This window comes from Variovorax sp. W2I14 (genome assembly GCF_050435205.1).
Taxonomy (GTDB): domain Bacteria; phylum Pseudomonadota; class Gammaproteobacteria; order Burkholderiales; family Burkholderiaceae_C; genus Variovorax; species Variovorax paradoxus_C.
In genome coordinates this window covers 5,546,829-5,561,426 of record NZ_JBNDJX010000001.1, presented here as the reverse complement: position 1 = coordinate 5,561,426, position 14,598 = coordinate 5,546,829, and the positions used below count along the sequence as shown (strand labels likewise).

The 14,598-nt window shown below is 67.9% G+C and carries 16 protein-coding genes; 7 read left to right on the top strand and 9 right to left on the bottom strand.

The window, feature by feature from the left end; genetic code table 11:
* Positions 1 to 9: 9 nt before the first annotated feature.
* Positions 10 to 939, bottom strand: a complete 930-nt coding sequence (locus tag QF040_RS25955) for an alpha/beta hydrolase (RefSeq protein ID WP_429613406.1) — start codon at positions 937 to 939, stop codon at positions 10 to 12.
* Between the two features lie 35 nt (positions 940 to 974).
* On the bottom strand, positions 975 to 1,460 hold the full coding sequence (locus QF040_RS25950) for an Lrp/AsnC family transcriptional regulator (protein WP_429613405.1): 486 nt from the start codon (positions 1,458 to 1,460) through the stop codon (positions 975 to 977).
* Positions 1,461 to 1,597: 137 nt separating this feature from the next.
* Between QF040_RS25950 and QF040_RS25945 the strand changes: the two genes are divergently transcribed.
* A complete protein-coding gene (locus QF040_RS25945; RefSeq protein ID WP_013544164.1) occupies positions 1,598 to 2,614 on the top strand; it encodes a 1-aminocyclopropane-1-carboxylate deaminase in 1,017 nt (338 codons plus the stop codon).
* 77 nt (positions 2,615 to 2,691) lie between these two features.
* Here the strand turns inward: QF040_RS25945 and pyk are convergent, their stop codons facing one another.
* The 3 genes from pyk to QF040_RS25930 form a co-directional block, all read right to left on the bottom strand.
* Entirely contained in the window at positions 2,692 to 4,140 is a 1,449-nt protein-coding gene (gene pyk, locus QF040_RS25940; protein ID WP_013544165.1) for a pyruvate kinase, read from the bottom strand.
* Between the two features lie 88 nt (positions 4,141 to 4,228).
* On the bottom strand, positions 4,229 to 5,422 hold the full coding sequence (locus QF040_RS25935; protein ID WP_429613404.1) for a phosphoglycerate kinase: 1,194 nt from the start codon (positions 5,420 to 5,422) through the stop codon (positions 4,229 to 4,231).
* Between the two features lie 93 nt (positions 5,423 to 5,515).
* Positions 5,516 to 6,421, bottom strand: a complete 906-nt coding sequence (locus QF040_RS25930; RefSeq protein ID WP_429613403.1) for a LysR family transcriptional regulator — start codon at positions 6,419 to 6,421, stop codon at positions 5,516 to 5,518.
* 84 nt (positions 6,422 to 6,505) lie between these two features.
* On the opposite strand from QF040_RS25930, the gene QF040_RS25925 reads away from it, so the two are divergent.
* From QF040_RS25925 to QF040_RS25900, 6 genes are read left to right on the top strand one after another with little or no spacing between them, the layout of a single operon-like run.
* Positions 6,506 to 7,057 (top strand): VOC family protein, encoded by a 552-nt coding sequence (locus tag QF040_RS25925; RefSeq protein WP_429613402.1) that lies wholly within the window; start codon positions 6,506 to 6,508, stop codon positions 7,055 to 7,057.
* A complete protein-coding gene (locus QF040_RS25920; RefSeq protein ID WP_429613401.1) occupies positions 7,050 to 8,171 on the top strand; it encodes an alpha/beta hydrolase family protein in 1,122 nt (373 codons plus the stop codon). Before QF040_RS25925 ends, QF040_RS25920 begins: the two co-directional genes overlap by 8 nt.
* Before the next feature lie 7 nt (positions 8,172 to 8,178).
* The gene (locus QF040_RS25915) at positions 8,179 to 9,843 is read left to right on the top strand and encodes an FAD-dependent oxidoreductase (protein WP_429613400.1); all 1,665 of its coding nucleotides are present in this window, start codon (positions 8,179 to 8,181) and stop codon (positions 9,841 to 9,843) included.
* The gene (locus QF040_RS25910; protein ID WP_429613399.1) at positions 9,840 to 10,049 is read left to right on the top strand and encodes a DUF2783 domain-containing protein; all 210 of its coding nucleotides are present in this window, start codon (positions 9,840 to 9,842) and stop codon (positions 10,047 to 10,049) included. The genes QF040_RS25915 and QF040_RS25910 overlap by 4 nt, the downstream gene beginning before the upstream one ends.
* Positions 10,046 to 11,023 (top strand): MBL fold metallo-hydrolase, encoded by a 978-nt coding sequence (locus QF040_RS25905; RefSeq protein WP_429613398.1) that lies wholly within the window; start codon positions 10,046 to 10,048, stop codon positions 11,021 to 11,023. The genes QF040_RS25910 and QF040_RS25905 overlap by 4 nt, the downstream gene beginning before the upstream one ends.
* A 41-nt stretch (positions 11,024 to 11,064) precedes the next feature.
* Positions 11,065 to 12,036 carry a Bug family tripartite tricarboxylate transporter substrate binding protein gene (locus QF040_RS25900; protein WP_429613397.1) on the top strand — a complete coding sequence of 324 codons (972 nt, stop codon included), beginning with the start codon at positions 11,065 to 11,067 and terminating at the stop codon, positions 12,034 to 12,036.
* Between the two features lie 42 nt (positions 12,037 to 12,078).
* Here the strand turns inward: QF040_RS25900 and QF040_RS25895 are convergent, their stop codons facing one another.
* From QF040_RS25895 to QF040_RS25880, 4 genes are read right to left on the bottom strand one after another with little or no spacing between them, the layout of a single operon-like run.
* Positions 12,079 to 12,414: an AzlD domain-containing protein gene (locus QF040_RS25895; protein WP_013544174.1), complete on the bottom strand. Its 336-nt coding sequence runs from the start codon at positions 12,412 to 12,414 to the stop codon at positions 12,079 to 12,081.
* Positions 12,411 to 13,151 carry an AzlC family ABC transporter permease gene (locus QF040_RS25890; RefSeq protein ID WP_429613396.1) on the bottom strand — a complete coding sequence of 247 codons (741 nt, stop codon included), beginning with the start codon at positions 13,149 to 13,151 and terminating at the stop codon, positions 12,411 to 12,413. Before QF040_RS25890 ends, QF040_RS25895 begins: the two co-directional genes overlap by 4 nt.
* Entirely contained in the window at positions 13,151 to 14,104 is a 954-nt protein-coding gene (gene fmt, locus QF040_RS25885; RefSeq protein ID WP_429613395.1) for a methionyl-tRNA formyltransferase, read from the bottom strand. Before fmt ends, QF040_RS25890 begins: the two co-directional genes overlap by 1 nt.
* Positions 14,101 to 14,598 (bottom strand): hypothetical protein, encoded by a 498-nt coding sequence (locus tag QF040_RS25880; RefSeq protein ID WP_429613394.1) that lies wholly within the window; start codon positions 14,596 to 14,598, stop codon positions 14,101 to 14,103. The genes fmt and QF040_RS25880 overlap by 4 nt, the downstream gene beginning before the upstream one ends.

Below are 14,598 nucleotides of genomic sequence, written 5' to 3'. Positions count from 1 at the left end.
GCCGTAATTCTACCGAGGCCCCTTGTGGGACAGGACTGACGCCAACCCGAGGAAGTCCATGACCGGCGGCAGCACTGGACCGCCCAGCCACTGCACCGGCTTGCCGAAGGCGCCGATCAACGTGACGTGGCTCAGGTTGTCGAACAGCCGCACCTGCACCGGAACCCCGGCGGCGCGGAGGGCCGCGGCCATTTGTCCGGTGTTTCGGTCGGGGTAGACGAGGTTGTCCTTCGACGCCGCCATGAGCAGTGCGCGGGGTGACGCGGCGCTTGCGTGCGCGAGCGGCTGGGAGTCGCGCGGCGTGTTCGGCCAGTTGAAGGCGGCCCGCGCCTGCGGGTCGCCGATGGGCAGGAAGTCATAAGGGCCGGCCAGGCCGATCCAGCCCGCGAGCTGCCGGGGGCTCGCGCCGAGTTCGCCGAGCCAGCGATCGTCCAGCGCCACCATCGCGGCGTTGTAGCCGCCCGAGCTGTGGCCCATCACGTAGACGTGCTTCGGGTCGGCGCCGAGCTGCGCGGCGTTGTCGAGCGCCCATTTCACGGCCAGGGCGCTGTCGCGCACGAACACCGGGTAGGTGAAAGCGGGCGAAAGACCGTAGTCGGGAATCACGACCACCGCGCCCCGGGCGGCCAGCGCCTCGCCGACGAACTTGTAGCTCGCGCGGTCGCCGCTCGTCCAGGTGCCGCCGAAGAAGAACACCACCAGCGGCCGCGCACCGCGTGCCGGCGGCGTGGCGGGCAGCGGCTGGTACACGTCGAGCTGCTGCCGAGGGGCTGCGCCATAGGCGATGCCGCCCTGGAACTGATAGGTGTCTTCCGGCACCAGCCCGTTGAGCACCTTGATCGGCGAGCAGGCCGACAGCACGGCGGCTGCGGTCACGGTAAAGGCGGTGGTGATGGCGCTGCGGCGCCGGCGCAGGGACGCGAAGGTGGGAAAGCTCATCGCACCAATACGCACGCGGGCGCGCCGCGGTTTCGTCAGATCGGAAGCTGCGTCGTCGACAGCACCTGCTTCAGGACCACGAAGGTGCGGATCTGCCGCACGCCCGGCAAGTACAGCAGTTGCTCGGCGTGCAGGCGGTTGAAGCTGTCGTTGTCGCGGGTGCGCACGAGCATGAAGTAGTCGAATTCGCCCGAGACCACGTGGCATTCGAGACAGCCGGAGACCTTCTGCGCGGCCTTCTCGAAGTCGGCAAAGGAATCGGGCGTGGAGCGGTCGAGCACCACGCCGATCATCACCAGCATGCCGACCTCCAGCGCGTCCGGATCGAGCAGCGCGACGATGCCCTTGATGAACCCGGCCTCCTTCAGGCGCTCGACACGGCGCAGGCACGCGGGGGCACTGAGATTGACCTTGGCGGCCAGCGCCACGTTCGACACCGAGGCGTCGCGCTGCAGCGCGCGCAGGATGGCGCGATCGGTGCGATCGAGTTCCAACGGTGGACGCAACTTTGTTGTGCTCATGCAGCCATCCTTGAACTGAAAAACTTCTACTGTCGAATCTTGCCTTCTTTTTTCCCAAAATCCTTCAGAAATTCGCAAGCACGTTGCGAGCGCTTCTTCCTACGATCAATGGCTTCAACCCCCTCGGAGCCGCGTCGATGAACCTGAAGAAATTTCCCCGCCATGCCCTGACCTTCGGCCCCACGCCGATCCATCCGCTCAAGCGCCTGAGCGCCCACCTGGGCGGCAAGGTCGAGCTTTACGCCAAGCGCGAGGACTGCAACAGCGGCCTGGCCTTCGGCGGCAACAAGACCCGCAAGCTCGAATACCTGATCCCCGAGGCGCTCGAAGGCGGCTACGACACGCTGGTGTCCATCGGCGGCATTCAGTCGAACCAGACGCGCCAAGTTGCAGCGGTGGCCGCGCACCTGGGCCTCAAGTGCGTGCTGGTGCAGGAGAACTGGGTCAACTACTCCGACGCGGTGTACGACCGGGTCGGCAACATCGAGATGTCCCGCATCATGGGCGCCGACGTGCGCCTCGACGCCGCGGGCTTCGACATCGGCATCCGCAAGAGCTGGGAAGACGCGATGGAAAGCGTGCGCCAGGCCGGCGGCAAGCCTTTTCCGATTCCGGCGGGTTGCTCCGAGCATCCGAGGGGCGGCCTGGGCTTCGTGGCCTTCGCCGAAGAAGTGCGCCAGCAGGAAGCCGAACTGGGCTTCAAGTTCGACTACGTCGTGGTCTGCGCCGTGACCGGCAGCACGCAGGCCGGCATGGTGGTCGGCTTCGCAGCCGACGGCCGCGCCGACCGCGTGATCGGCATCGACGCCTCGGCCAAGCCGCAGCAGACCTTCGAGCAGATCCTGCGCATCGCGAAGAACACCGCCGAACTGGTCGAGCTGGGCCGCGATATCACCGAGAAAGACGTGGTGCTCGACCGCCGCTTCGGCGGCCCGGAATACGGCCTGCCGAACGAAGGCACGCTGGAGGCGATTCGCCTCTGCGCGCGCTTCGAAGGCATGCTGACCGACCCCGTGTACGAGGGCAAGTCGATGCACGGGATGATCGAGAAGGTGCGGCTCGGCGAGTTCCCGGCTGGATCGAAGGTGCTGTACGCCCACCTGGGCGGCGTGCCGGCACTGAACGCCTACAGCTTCCTGTTCCGCAACGGCTGAACGGGACGATGCGCTGAATCACGCAACGAAAAAGGCCGGCATGCGCCGGCCTTTGCTTTGCCTTGCTGAGCGCGCGCTCAACTCGCGCGGCAGATCTTCAGCATGTTGGTGCCGCCCGGCGCGCCCATCGGCTCGCCGCAGGTGATGGCGTAAACGTCACCGCTCTGCACGATGCCGCGCTTCTTCAGGTGGTTCTCGGCCTGCTGCAGCGCGGTGTCGCGGTCGCTTTCCGAATCCATCAGGAGCGGGCGCACGTTGCGGTACAGCGCGAGCTTGCGCTGCGTGGCCAGGCGCGAGGTCAACGCGTACATCGGGATGTGCGCGCGGTGCCGGCTCATCCACAGGATGGTCGAGCCGGATTCGGTCAGCGCCACGATGGCCTTGGCGCCCAGGTGGTGCGCGGTGAAGAGCGCGCCCATGGCGATCGACTGGTCGATGCGGCTGTAGGCCTTGCCGCTGAAATCGGCGTCGAGCGTCTTGTCTTCGGCGGCCTCGGCGGCTTCGCAGATGCGGCTCATCTCCTGCACGGTTTCCAGCGGGTAGCGGCCGGAGGCGGTTTCGGCGGAGAGCATCACGGCATCGGTGCCGTCGAGCACGGCGTTCGCCACGTCGCTCACCTCGGCGCGGGTGGGCACGGGGTTGGTGATCATCGACTCCATCATCTGGGTCGCGGTGATCACCACCTTGTCCATGTCGCGCGCCATGCGGATCATCTTTTTCTGCAGCGCAGGCACGGCGGCATTGCCGACTTCAACGGCGAGGTCGCCGCGGGCGACCATGATGCCGTCGCTGGCGCGCAGGATCTCTTCGAGCTTCGGAATGGCTTCGGCACGCTCGATCTTGGCGATCATGCCGGGCTTGTGGCCGTACTCGGCGGCCGCCACATTGCACAGCTGGCGGGCCATTTCCATGTCGGTGGCGTTCTTCGGAAAGCTCACCGCCACGTAGTCGGCCTGGAAGCTCATCGCGGTCTTGATGTCTTCCATGTCCTTGGCGGTCAGCGCGGGCGCGGTGAGGCCGCCGCCCTGCTTGTTGATGCCCTTGTTGTTCGAGAGCTCGCCGCCGAGCTTGACGATGGTGTGCACCGCCTCGCCCTTGACGCCTTCGACCGTCAGCACGATGAGGCCGTCGTTCAGCAGCAGCTTGTCGCCGGGCTTCACGTCACGCGGCAGGTCCTTGTAGTCGAGGCCCACGGCGTCGATGTCGCCCAGCTCGGTGCGCGAAGCGTCGAGCACGAACTTGGCACCCGCCTCGAGCATCACCTTGCCCTGCGCGAACCGGCCGACGCGGATCTTGGGACCCTGCAGGTCGGCCATGATGGCCACTTCGCGGCCTGCCTTCCGGGCGGCTTCGCGCACCATGGTGGCGCGGTCGATGTGGTCCTGCGCGGTGCCGTGGCTGAAGTTCAGCCGCACCACGCTGACCTTGGCCTGGATCATCTTTTCCAGCAGTTCGGGGGTGCTGGACGCCGGACCGAGCGTGGCAACGATCTTGGTGGCGTGGCGGGGGATGCGATCCGTGCTCATGAAGTTGGTCTCCGTTTTTGTATTCGCTACTGTATACACTTTGTGTGTCTGACGGAAGTCACCCTCACGAGATTCCCCGCCGCCGAACTCAACCGGCCGCGCGCTTGGACAGGATTTCGAAGGCCGGCAGGGTCTTGCCCTCCAACACTTCGAGGAAGGCGCCGCCGCCGGTCGAGATGTAGCCGACCTGCTTCTCGATGCCGTACTTGGCGATGGCCGCGAGCGTGTCGCCGCCCCCGGCGATCGAGAACGCGCTGCTCTCGGCAATCGCCTGCGCGATGGCCTTGGTGCCGCCCGCGAAGGCATCGAACTCGAACACGCCGACCGGGCCGTTCCAGACGATGGTGCCGGCTTCGCGCAATTGCGCCGAAAGAATCGCGGCGGTCTTCGGACCGATGTCCAGGATCAGGTCGTCGTCCGCCACGTCGTTCGCGTCCTTGACGATGGCGGGCGCATCGGCCGCGAAGGTCTTCGCCGTGACCACGTCCACGGGAATCGGCACATCGGCGCCGCGGGCGCGCATGGCCTCGATCACCGCCTTGGCTTGGTCGACCAGGTCGGCCTCGGCCAGCGACTTGCCGATCGAAAGGCCTGCGGCCAGCATGAAGGTGTTGGCGATGCCGCCGCCGACGATCAGCTGGTCCACATTGGCAGACAGGCTCTTCAGGATGGTGAGCTTGGTGCTGACCTTCGAACCCGCCACGATCGCGACCAGCGGCCGCTTGGGCTGGGCCAGCGCCTTGGTGATGGCGTCGATTTCGGCGGCGAGCAGCGGACCGGCGGCTGCGATCTTGGCGAACTGCGCGATGCCGTAGGTGGTGGCCTCGGCGCGGTGGGCGGTACCGAAGGCGTCGTTCACGTAGATATCGGTGAGCGCGGCGAGCTTGCGGGCCAGGCCTTCGTCGTTCTTCTTCTCGCCCTTGTTGACGCGGCAGTTCTCGAGCAGCACGACCTGCCCGGGCTTGACGTCGACGCCGTCGACCCAGTTGGCGACCAACGGCACATCGCGGCCGAGCAGTTCGCCCAGGCGCTTGGCCACGGGGGCGAGCGAGTCCTCGGGCTTGAATTCACCCTCGGTCGGGCGGCCCAGGTGCGAAGTGACCATCACGGCCGCACCGGCGTCGAGCGCCAGCTGGATGCACGGCACCGAGGCGCGGATGCGCGTGTCTTCGGTGATGTTGCCTTGGTCGTCCTGCGGCACGTTGAGATCGGCGCGGATGAAGACGCGCTGGCCGGCGGCCTTGCCCTCAGCGCAGAGGTCGGTGAATCGAATGACGTTCATGGGTCTCTGGAGATAGTGGAAAACAGGTCGTCTTGCATTGTAGGTATCGCCCCAGAGCGGCTCTATGCGCCTCTTGCAGCGTTCCGATGCTTTTCAACCCTTCGGCTGCGCCTTCGCAAAGCGCTCCAGCAGCTCGACAAAGCTTGCCGCGGCCGGCGAGAGCGTGCGCCGCGCCGCGCTGTAGATGCACACCTCGCGGTGAAAGTCGGGCGACTCGAGCCGCACCATCTGCAGCCCGTGGGCACGTACAAGCGGCGCGGAATAGGTCGGGCACACGGTGAGCCCGAGCCCCGAGGCGACCATGCCGAGCGCGGTGGTCATGTACGACACCTCCTGGGTGCCGGGACGCAGCATGTAATCGCGCTCGGCCGGGGCCAGCTCGGGCAGCACACGCTGGCGGAAGTCGCGCGTGGGCGCGATGAAGGTGTAGGGACCAAGCTCGTGCCAGCGCACCTTGCGGCGTTTGGCAAAGGCGTGGTCCGGCGGGCAGATCAGCCAGTGGCGGTCGCGAAACAGCGTGCGGCGCTCGATGGCGCCATCGACTGTCACGTCCTGCCCCACGGCGAGCTCGACATCGCCGGCCATCACGCCGGCCAGCAGGTGCTCGGGCAGCGTGTCGGCCAGGCGCACATCGACGTCGGGATACGCCTCGCGGTAGGCCGCGATCACGCGCGGCATCAGCGTGCAGGCCATGAGCTGCGGCGCTGCAAGGCGTAGCACCCCTTTCTTCTTGTCACGCAGATCGGTCACCCCAGCCACGGCACTCGTCAGGTCGCCCAGCAGCCGGTGCACCGAAGGCAGGAACTCGCGCCCCGCCTCCGAGAGCTGCACGCGCCGGGTGTGGCGGTCGAGCAGCTGCACGCCCATCTCGCGTTCGAGTTCGCGCACCAGCACGCTGAGCGCCGACTGCGTGAGATGCAGCTGCTGCGCCGCAGCCGTGAAGCTGCCGGCTTCGGCGACGGCAGCGAAGGCGCGCAGTTGGCGCAAGGTCAGATTCATATGGCTATTTCATCAATCGATGAATTAATTTCGATTGCATCATAGGACGCGGCATCGCCCAATCAAGGCTCACCGGAGACACGCATGCCGACCACGACCGCCACCGCCGCGCCACCTGTGCGCGGGCTGCACCACTTCGCCTGGCGCTGCCGCGACAGCGAGGAAACCCGCCACTTCTACGAAGACCTGCTGGGCCTGCCGCTCGCGCACATCATCCAGAGCGACCACGTGCCCAGCACCGGCGAGTACTGCCCCTACGTGCACATCTTTTTCCAGATGCGCGACGGCTCGTACATCGCCTTCTTCGACCTGGGCGACGACACCGCCGCGCTGCCCTCGCCCAACACGCCCGCGTGGGTGAACCACATCGCACTGCGCGTCGATTCGGTGAACGATCTGCTCGCAGCCAAGGCGCGGCTCGAAGACGCGGGCATCGAGGTGCTGGGCGTGACCGACCACCACATCATCGAATCGATCTACTTCTTCGACCCGAACGGCATTCGCCTCGAATTGACTACGCCGACCGTGCCGCAGGCTGAGATGGACGCGCATGCGCGGCGCGCCCGCGCCGACCTCGACGCATGGACCGTGCGCAAGGCGGAACTGCGCGCAGCGAAAGGCGCGACGCATGTCTGATCTGCAACTCGCCGTCATCGACGTGAAGCCCGGCGCGGCGATGGAAAGCCAGTCGGGCCTGCAGTTGCTGCGCCCGCGCATCTACGGCGCCTTCCGTGAGCCAACGGGTCCGAAGAAGGTCGCGGCCCTCGTGATGCATCCGACCAGCAACTTCATGGGCCATTACCTGATCGGCCCTCTGGCCGAGCGTGGCATCTGCTGCATGGGGTTGAACTCGCGCTTCGTGGGCAACGACACGGTGCTGCTGATGGAGCGCGCCATCCAGGATCTGGGCGCCGGCGTGCAGTACCTGCGCGAAGCCGGTTACGACAAGGTGATCCTCGTCGGCAACTCGGGCGGCGCAGCGCTCGCGGCCTTCTACCAGGCGCAGGCGGAGAACCTCACCGCCACGCACTTGCCCGATGGCGACCCGACGCACCTGCACCCGAGTGACCTGCCACCGGTGGACGGCATCGCGTTGTGCGCCGCCCACCTGGGCCGCACACGACTGATGCGCGACTGGATCGATCCCTCGGTCACCGACGAGCACGACCCGCTCTCGGTGAACCCCGACCTCGACATGTACGACCCGCGCCATCGCGTGCCCTACGACGCTGAATTCCTCGCACGCTTCAGCGCAGCGCAGAAGGCGCGGCTCGATCGCACCGAGCAATGGTGCATCGACCGCTTGGCGTTGTTGCGCAACACACCGGGCGCGCCGCGCGACCAGACCTTCGTCGTCTACCGCACGCATGCCGATCCGCGTTGCGTCGACCTCTCGCTCGATGCGAACGACCGCTTGCCCGGCAGCGTGTGGGGCGATGCACGCCAGGTGAACTACTCGGCGAACGCAATGGGCCGCACCACCTCGCTTACTGCGTTCCTTTCGCAATGGTCATCGCGCTCGCAAGCCGACGGGCCGAGCAACCTCGCGCGCACCACGGTGCCCAAGCTGCTGCTGACCTACACAGGCGACCAGTCGACCTTTCCGAGCACGCGTGATGCGTGGATGGCCGCAGGCGGCGCGCGCATCCGCAACGTCGACATCGTCGGCGGCAATCACTACCTCGCGGGGCAACCCGAACTGATCCCGAAGGCGGCCGACGCCATCGCCGAATTCGCGCACGCCCTTTAGAAGAGACATGGAAACCTTTGCATTTGCGCCGGCCTATGAACTGCCGGCCTGGCCCTTCACGCCGCCACCGGAGCTGGACAACCCCAAGGTCGTGCGCCACCCGATCGTCATCGTCGGCGCCGGGCCTTCGGGGCTCACGCTGGCCTGCGACCTCGCGCAGCGCGGCGTGAGCGCCGTTCTGCTCGACGAGGACGACACCGTCGGCGTGCGCGGCGCCTCGTCGCGCGGCATCTGCTATGCGCAGAAGAGCCTGGAAATCTTCGAGCGCCTGGGCATCTACGAACGCATCGCGGCCAAGGGCATCACCTGGTCGTTCGGGCGCACCTTCTCGGGCGACGAGGAGGTCTACAACTTCAACCTGCAGGCGAACAGCGTCTCCAGGCAGCCGCCGTTCATCAACCTGCAGCAGTTCTACGTGGAGTGGTTCCTGGTCGAGCGCATCCTCGAACTCGGCGTGACGGACCTGCGCTGGAAGAGCCGCGTGACGCGCGTGCAGCAACTGGCCGACGGCGTGCGGCTCGACATCGAGACACCCGCCGGCAGCTACACGATCGAGGCCGACCGGCTCATCGACGCCACGGGCGCCAACAGCGCGATCCGCACGCAGCTCGGCATCGAGGCGCACGCCTCGCGCAGCACCGACCGCTGGTGCATCAGCGACGTGCGCTTCAAGAAGCCGCTGCCCACCGAGCGCTGGACCTGGGTCGACGCGCCCTTCAATGAAGGCCGCGGCGTGTGGCAGCACCTGATGGCCGACGGCGTGTGGCGCATCGACTACCAGATGCCCGAAGACTGCGACACGGCCTACATCAGCCAGCCTGAAGTGGCCGGCGCGCGGCTGCGCGAACAGCTCGGGCCCGGTGTGGAGTTCGAGTTCGTGTGGATCGGGCCCTACGGCTACCGCGACCACCTGCTCGACAGCTTTCGCCACGGCCGCGTGTTCTTCATCGGCGACGCCGCGCACGTGGTGAGCCCCTTCGGCGCGCGCGGCGGCAACAGCGGCATCCAGGACGCGGCGAACCTCGGCTGGAAGCTGGCGCTGGTCGCGCAGGGGCGGGCAGGCAATGCGCTGCTCGACAGCTACGACACCGAGCGGCAACCCGCGGCCAGGGAGAACCTGCAGGTGACGAGCCGCTCGGCGCGCTTTCTCGCGCCACGCTCGCCCGCCGAACACACGCTGCGCCGCGCGGTGGTGGCGCTGGCGGCGCGGCATCCGTTCGCGCGGGCGCTGGTGAACACCGGGCGCATGTCGGTCGCGAACGCCTACCCGGTCGCGCCGCTGCTGCCCGAAGGCGGGCACACGGTGCAGAACCTGCCGCTGCGCTGGGCCGACGGACGCGAGACCACGCTGATGCAGTTGCTGGCCGACGGCACGCAATGCATAGGGCTGTGGTTCGCACCGACGCGCGAGCAGGCCGACGCGGCGCGCGAGGCCACGGCCTCGTTGCCGCTGCGCCTGGTGGCCGTGGGTGGCGAGAGCGACAACCACGGGCTGCCCACGCTGCAGCCCGACGAGACGCTGGCCGCGCACCTCGGCATCGGCATCGACGACCGGGGCAGCTTCGCGCTGGTGCGCCCCGACGCCTACCGCGCCGCCGTGCTGGCGAAGGCCACGCCGACGACCATCGCCGCCGCCCTGCGCACGGCCCTCGCCCTGGACGCTGCCCCATGAACACAGCACCCCGCATCCCCGACCCCGACGGCTTCTACGCCGCCCTGCTCGCCGCGCACGAAGGCCGCAGCGAAGCGCAAAGCGCCGACCTCAACGCCCGCCTCGTGCTGCTGCTGGCCAACCAGTGCGCCGACCAGGCCGTGCTGCTCGCCTGCATCCACGCGGCAGCGACCGCCGAAGACCCCACGACCAGCCAAGCCCCATGACCACTTCCGTCTCTTTCGCATCCGCCTCCGACACCCGCGAACAGAAGCCGCAACTGCGCGAGCTCGCGCCGGGCGCCTACGGTTACATCAGCGACTTCGATCCCAACTGCGGCTTCGTGGTCGGCGACGACCACGTGGTGCTGATCGACACGCGCCCCACGCCGCGCATGGCGCGCGACTTTCTCGCGGCCATCCGCACCGTGACAGACAAGCCCGTCAAGACCATCGTGCTCACGCACTACCACGCGGTGCGCGTGATGGGCGCGAGTGCGTTCGAGGAGGTGGCGCAGATCGTCGCGAGCAACGGCACGCTCGACTGGATCCGCACGCGCGGGCAGGCCGACTTCGACTCGGAAGTGGGCCGCTTTCCGCGCCTGTTCGCGGGCGTGGAGGAAATCCCGGGCCTGACCTTTCCGACGATGAGCTTCGCCGGCGAGATGAGCCTGTGGCTCGGCCCGCGGCCGGGCACGGGGCGCGAACTGCGCCTGATGGCGCTGGGCCGCGGCCATTCGAGCGGCGACACGGTGGCTTGGCTCCCTGACTGCGGCGTGCTGTTCTCGGGCGACGTGGTGGAGAACCACTGCGGCGTGTACGCGGGCGACGCCTACATCGGCGACTGGGCCGGCACGCTCGATGCGGTGGCGGCGCTGGAGCCGCGCGTGCTGGTGCCGGGACGCGGCGCGGTGCTGCAGGGCGAGGCCGCGTGCGCCGAGGCCATCGGCCTGACCCAGGCATTTCTCTCGACGCTGCTCGACAGCGTGAAGGCGGGCATTGCCGCGGGCGACACGCTCAAGGGCTGCTTCGCGCGCGCCGAGGCCGCCATGGCGCCGCGCTTCGGCGGCTGGCCGGTGTTCCAGCACGTGCTGCCCTTTGACGTGTCGCGCGCCTACGACGAGCTGCGCGGCATCGAGCACCCGGTGGTGTGGACCGCCGAGCGCGACCGCGAGCTGTGGCAGGTGCTGCGCGGCGAGTGACCTGAACAGATTCCAAGACAAGCAAACGGAGACAAGAAACGATGAAGCGATTTTTTCCCCTGCTGGCCGCGACCCTCGCGCTGGCGACCACCTTCGCGTCGGCGCAGCCGGCGGCCTACCCGAGCCAGCCGGTCAGGTGGATCGTGCCCTACTCGGCCGGCGGTGGCACCGACAACCTGGCGCGCACGCTGGCCGAGGCGATGCAGCCGTCGCTCGGGCAGCCGCTGATCATCGACAACCGGCCCGGCGCCTCGACCAACATCGGCGTGTCGGTGATGATGCAGGCCAAGCCCGACGGCTACACGGTCATGCAGGCCGAGAACGCGGCGCTGCTGTTCAACGAGCACATGTTCGTCAAGCTCCCGTACAAGCCCGCGAGCGACTTCACCTACATCGGCACCATCGGCCGCTTTCCGGTGGCGCTGGTGGTGCACCCCGACTTTCCCGCGAAGAACGTGGCGGAGTTCGTGCGCTACGTGAAGGCCAACCCCGACAAGGTGAGCTACGCCTCGCCCGGCAACGGCTCGCCGCACCACATGGCGATGGAGCTCTTCAAGCAGAAGGCGGGCCTGACGATCACGCACGTGCCGTACAAGGGCGCTGCGCCGGCCATGACCGATGTGATGGGCGGGCAGGTGCCGGTGATGATGCTGGACCTGGCTTCGGGGCTGCCGATCATCCGCTCGGGCAAGGTGCGGGTGCTGGCCATCGCGCTGCCGCAGCGCGCCAGTGCCCTGCCCGAGGTGCCGACCTTCGTGGAGGCTGGCTTCAGCGACGTGAACGCCTACGCGTTCCACGGCCTGATCGGCCCGGCCGGCATGACGCCCGAGACGGTGGCGCGGCTGAACGCCGAGCTGCAAAAGGCCATGAAGGCGCCGAAGGTGGTGAAGCTGTTCGCGGACTTCGGCTTCGAGGCGTTGCCGGGAACGCCGCAAGACTTCTACAGGCTCTCGCGCTCGGAAAGCGACCGCTGGGGAAAGATCATCGCGGCGGCCGGCGTGAAGCTGGACTGACCCGAGGGCCTTCCATCCCCCTTCCATCCCCCCTCTCTTCGCTTACCAGCCAAGGCCGAGGTGCAAGGGCAGGTAGACGGCCATGCCGGCCAGCATCGTGCCGAGCACGCCGCGGCGCCAGAAGTAATACGCGCCGCCAACGACGGCCGCGTAGAGGCGCGCGTCGTGCAGCGTGGTGATCAGGTGGCCTTGGGTCATGACGATCTCGGGCGCGATCACGCCGGCCAGCGCCGCGGCCGGCGCGTAGTGCAGCGCGCGGTGCGCCCAGTCCGGCAGGCCCCACGGGCGGTCGAGGATGAAGAAGAAGCAGCGCGTGAGCACGGTGACCAGGGCCAGGCCGACGATCACGCCCAGCGTCCAGAGATCGGTGCCCCTCACTTGTCGTCCTCCGCGTCGGGGTCGAGCCCGAACTGCTTCTCGAGCCAGAAGCACAGCAGCACCGCCGCGCCGATGGCCACGACGATGTTGAGCTTGAGCGGCAGCGCATAGGCCGCGACGGCGGTGGCGCCCGCGATCAGCGCGGCCAGGATGCGCAGCGGCGTCGTCGCCATCGAGCAGACGATCGCCACCAGGCTCAGCACGCCGGCAAAACCGAGGCCCCAGGTCTGCGGAATGAGGTTGGCGAGCGCGATGCCCAGAAGGCTCATGCCCATCCACGAGCACCAGGTCACGAAGTAGTTGCCGGTGAGGTAGGCCTCCTGCGACTGCTGCTCGGCGAGGGTCACGGGCGGCGCCGGGTATTGCTTGGTGAAGAGCGCGTAGCTCAGGTCCGCCGTCAGGTAGCCGTGCGTCATGCGCCGCAGGCGCGGCATGTGCATGAGGTAGGGCCGCAGATGCAGGCTGAAGACCACGAAGCGCAGGTTCACGCAGAAGCCCGTCGCCAGGATCACCCAGGCCGGCGCGCCCGCGAACAGGAGCGGAATGGCCGCGAGCTGGGAGCTGCCGGCATAGACGAACAGCGTCATCGCCACCGCCTCGACCACGCTCATGTTCGACTTGACCATGGCCACGCCCGTCATCAAGCCCCAGGCGCCGATGCCCAGCGCGGCCGAGGACATGTCGCGCATGCCCTTGCGGAATTCGGGGCGCTGGCGGATGGCCGACGAGAGGAACATCAGCCGAACACCTGCCCGGGCTTCAGGTCGAAGCCGCGCAGGAAATCGGCCACGGACAGGCGCTTGCCGCCCGGACGCTGGAGTTCAGTGAGCATCACGCCCGCATCGCCGGCAGCCACCTCGACGCCGGTGTCCGAGACGGCCAGGATCGTTCCGGGCGCGGCGGACGCGCTGGCGGGCACCGCATGCGCGGTCCAGAGCTTGATGGTCTCGCCGTCGAGCGGACTGTTGGCGCCTGGGAACGGATCGAAGGCCCGGATGCGCCGCACGATGGCATCGGCAGGCTGCGTCCAGTCGATCAGCGCTTCGTGTTTTTCGACCTTGTTGGCGTAGGTGACGCCTTCGGCCGGCTGCGGCGTGCGAACGAGGCTGCCGATGTTCGCCAGAGCCTCGACGATCATCCGGCCGCCCAGTTCGGCCAGCCGGTCGTGCAGGCGGGCGGTGTTGTCGCTGCCGATGGCCACAGCTTCGCGCAGCAGCATGTCGCCGGTGTCGAGGCCCGCGTCCATCTGCATGATGGTGATGCCGGTTTCCGCGTCGCCGGCCTCGATGGCGCGGTGGATCGGCGCCGCGCCGCGCCAGCGCGGCAAAAGGCTCGCGTGGATGTTGAGGCAGCCGTGTGCCGGCAGGTCGAGCACCCACTGCGGCAGGATGAGCCCATAGGCGGCGACCACCATCACGTCGGGTTGCGCCTTTTGCAGCGCGTCGCGGCCAAGGGCGGCTTCGTCCGGGTACTTGCCATCGAGGCGCAGGCTGCGCGGCTGCGCCACCGGCCAGTTGTTGGCAACCGCGAACTGCTTGACGGGGGACGCCTGCAGCTTCATGCCGCGCCCGGCGGGCCGGTCGGGCTGGCTCAGCACCAGCACGACGTCATGGCCGGCGGCGGCAATGGCCTCCAGCGCGACGCGCGCGAACTCGGGCGTGCCCGCAAAAGCGATCTTGAGCCGGTTCAATCCCGGATCCGTTCGAATTCGAGGTCATCCCCCGTGTGATAGCGACGGACCACGCCGGTGGGGTCTATATAGATATAGAGCATGCGGCGCTCGTTCACGGCCTTGTAGCGCCAGGTCCAGACCACGCCGTCGAAGGAACTCACGCGGTCGATCTGGTAGGGCCGGCCGTAGAAGGCCATGACGTCGTTCTGGCGCCACTGATCGACCTTGATGTCGTATCCGAAGCGCGCCTCGTTGAGCACCTGGGTCACCGAGACGACCTTGCCCGAAGCGTCCACGTCGATGTCGGTGACCTCGAAGCCGGCCGGCATGCGCGAATACTGGAGGCGCTCGCCGCCGTTGTTGAGCGGGTAGCGGCCGGTCGGTGCGCCCAGGCGTTGCAGGGTTTCGGCGGCGGTGGTGCCGGGCTGGATGCCGGTGGGCTCGTTGGCGCAGCCCGCGACCGCTGCGAGAACCGCCAATGCCACGAGGGAGCCGAGGCTGCGCAAGGTCAT

What these genes read in the sequence shown, in the direction of transcription:
- QF040_RS25955 (WP_429613406.1), bottom strand. Translation starts at nt 939, where the DNA reads ATGAGCTTTCCCACCTTCGCGTCCCTGCGCCGGCGCCGCAGCGCCATC.
- QF040_RS25950 (WP_429613405.1), bottom strand. Translation starts at nt 1,460, where the DNA reads ATGAGCACAACAAAGTTGCGTCCACCGTTGGAACTCGATCGCACCGAT.
- QF040_RS25945 (WP_013544164.1), top strand. Translation starts at nt 1,598, where the DNA reads ATGAACCTGAAGAAATTTCCCCGCCATGCCCTGACCTTCGGCCCCACG.
- pyk (WP_013544165.1), bottom strand. Translation starts at nt 4,140, where the DNA reads ATGAGCACGGATCGCATCCCCCGCCACGCCACCAAGATCGTTGCCACG.
- QF040_RS25935 (WP_429613404.1), bottom strand. Translation starts at nt 5,422, where the DNA reads ATGAACGTCATTCGATTCACCGACCTCTGCGCTGAGGGCAAGGCCGCC.
- QF040_RS25930 (WP_429613403.1), bottom strand. Translation starts at nt 6,421, where the DNA reads ATGAATCTGACCTTGCGCCAACTGCGCGCCTTCGCTGCCGTCGCCGAA.
- QF040_RS25925 (WP_429613402.1), top strand. Translation starts at nt 6,506, where the DNA reads ATGCCGACCACGACCGCCACCGCCGCGCCACCTGTGCGCGGGCTGCAC.
- QF040_RS25920 (WP_429613401.1), top strand. Translation starts at nt 7,050, where the DNA reads ATGTCTGATCTGCAACTCGCCGTCATCGACGTGAAGCCCGGCGCGGCG.
- QF040_RS25915 (WP_429613400.1), top strand. Translation starts at nt 8,179, where the DNA reads ATGGAAACCTTTGCATTTGCGCCGGCCTATGAACTGCCGGCCTGGCCC.
- QF040_RS25910 (WP_429613399.1), top strand. Translation starts at nt 9,840, where the DNA reads ATGAACACAGCACCCCGCATCCCCGACCCCGACGGCTTCTACGCCGCC.
- QF040_RS25905 (WP_429613398.1), top strand. Translation starts at nt 10,046, where the DNA reads ATGACCACTTCCGTCTCTTTCGCATCCGCCTCCGACACCCGCGAACAG.
- QF040_RS25900 (WP_429613397.1), top strand. Translation starts at nt 11,065, where the DNA reads ATGAAGCGATTTTTTCCCCTGCTGGCCGCGACCCTCGCGCTGGCGACC.
- QF040_RS25890 (WP_429613396.1), bottom strand. Translation starts at nt 13,151, where the DNA reads ATGTTCCTCTCGTCGGCCATCCGCCAGCGCCCCGAATTCCGCAAGGGC.
- QF040_RS25880 (WP_429613394.1), bottom strand. Translation starts at nt 14,598, where the DNA reads ATGACCTTGCGCAGCCTCGGCTCCCTCGTGGCATTGGCGGTTCTCGCA.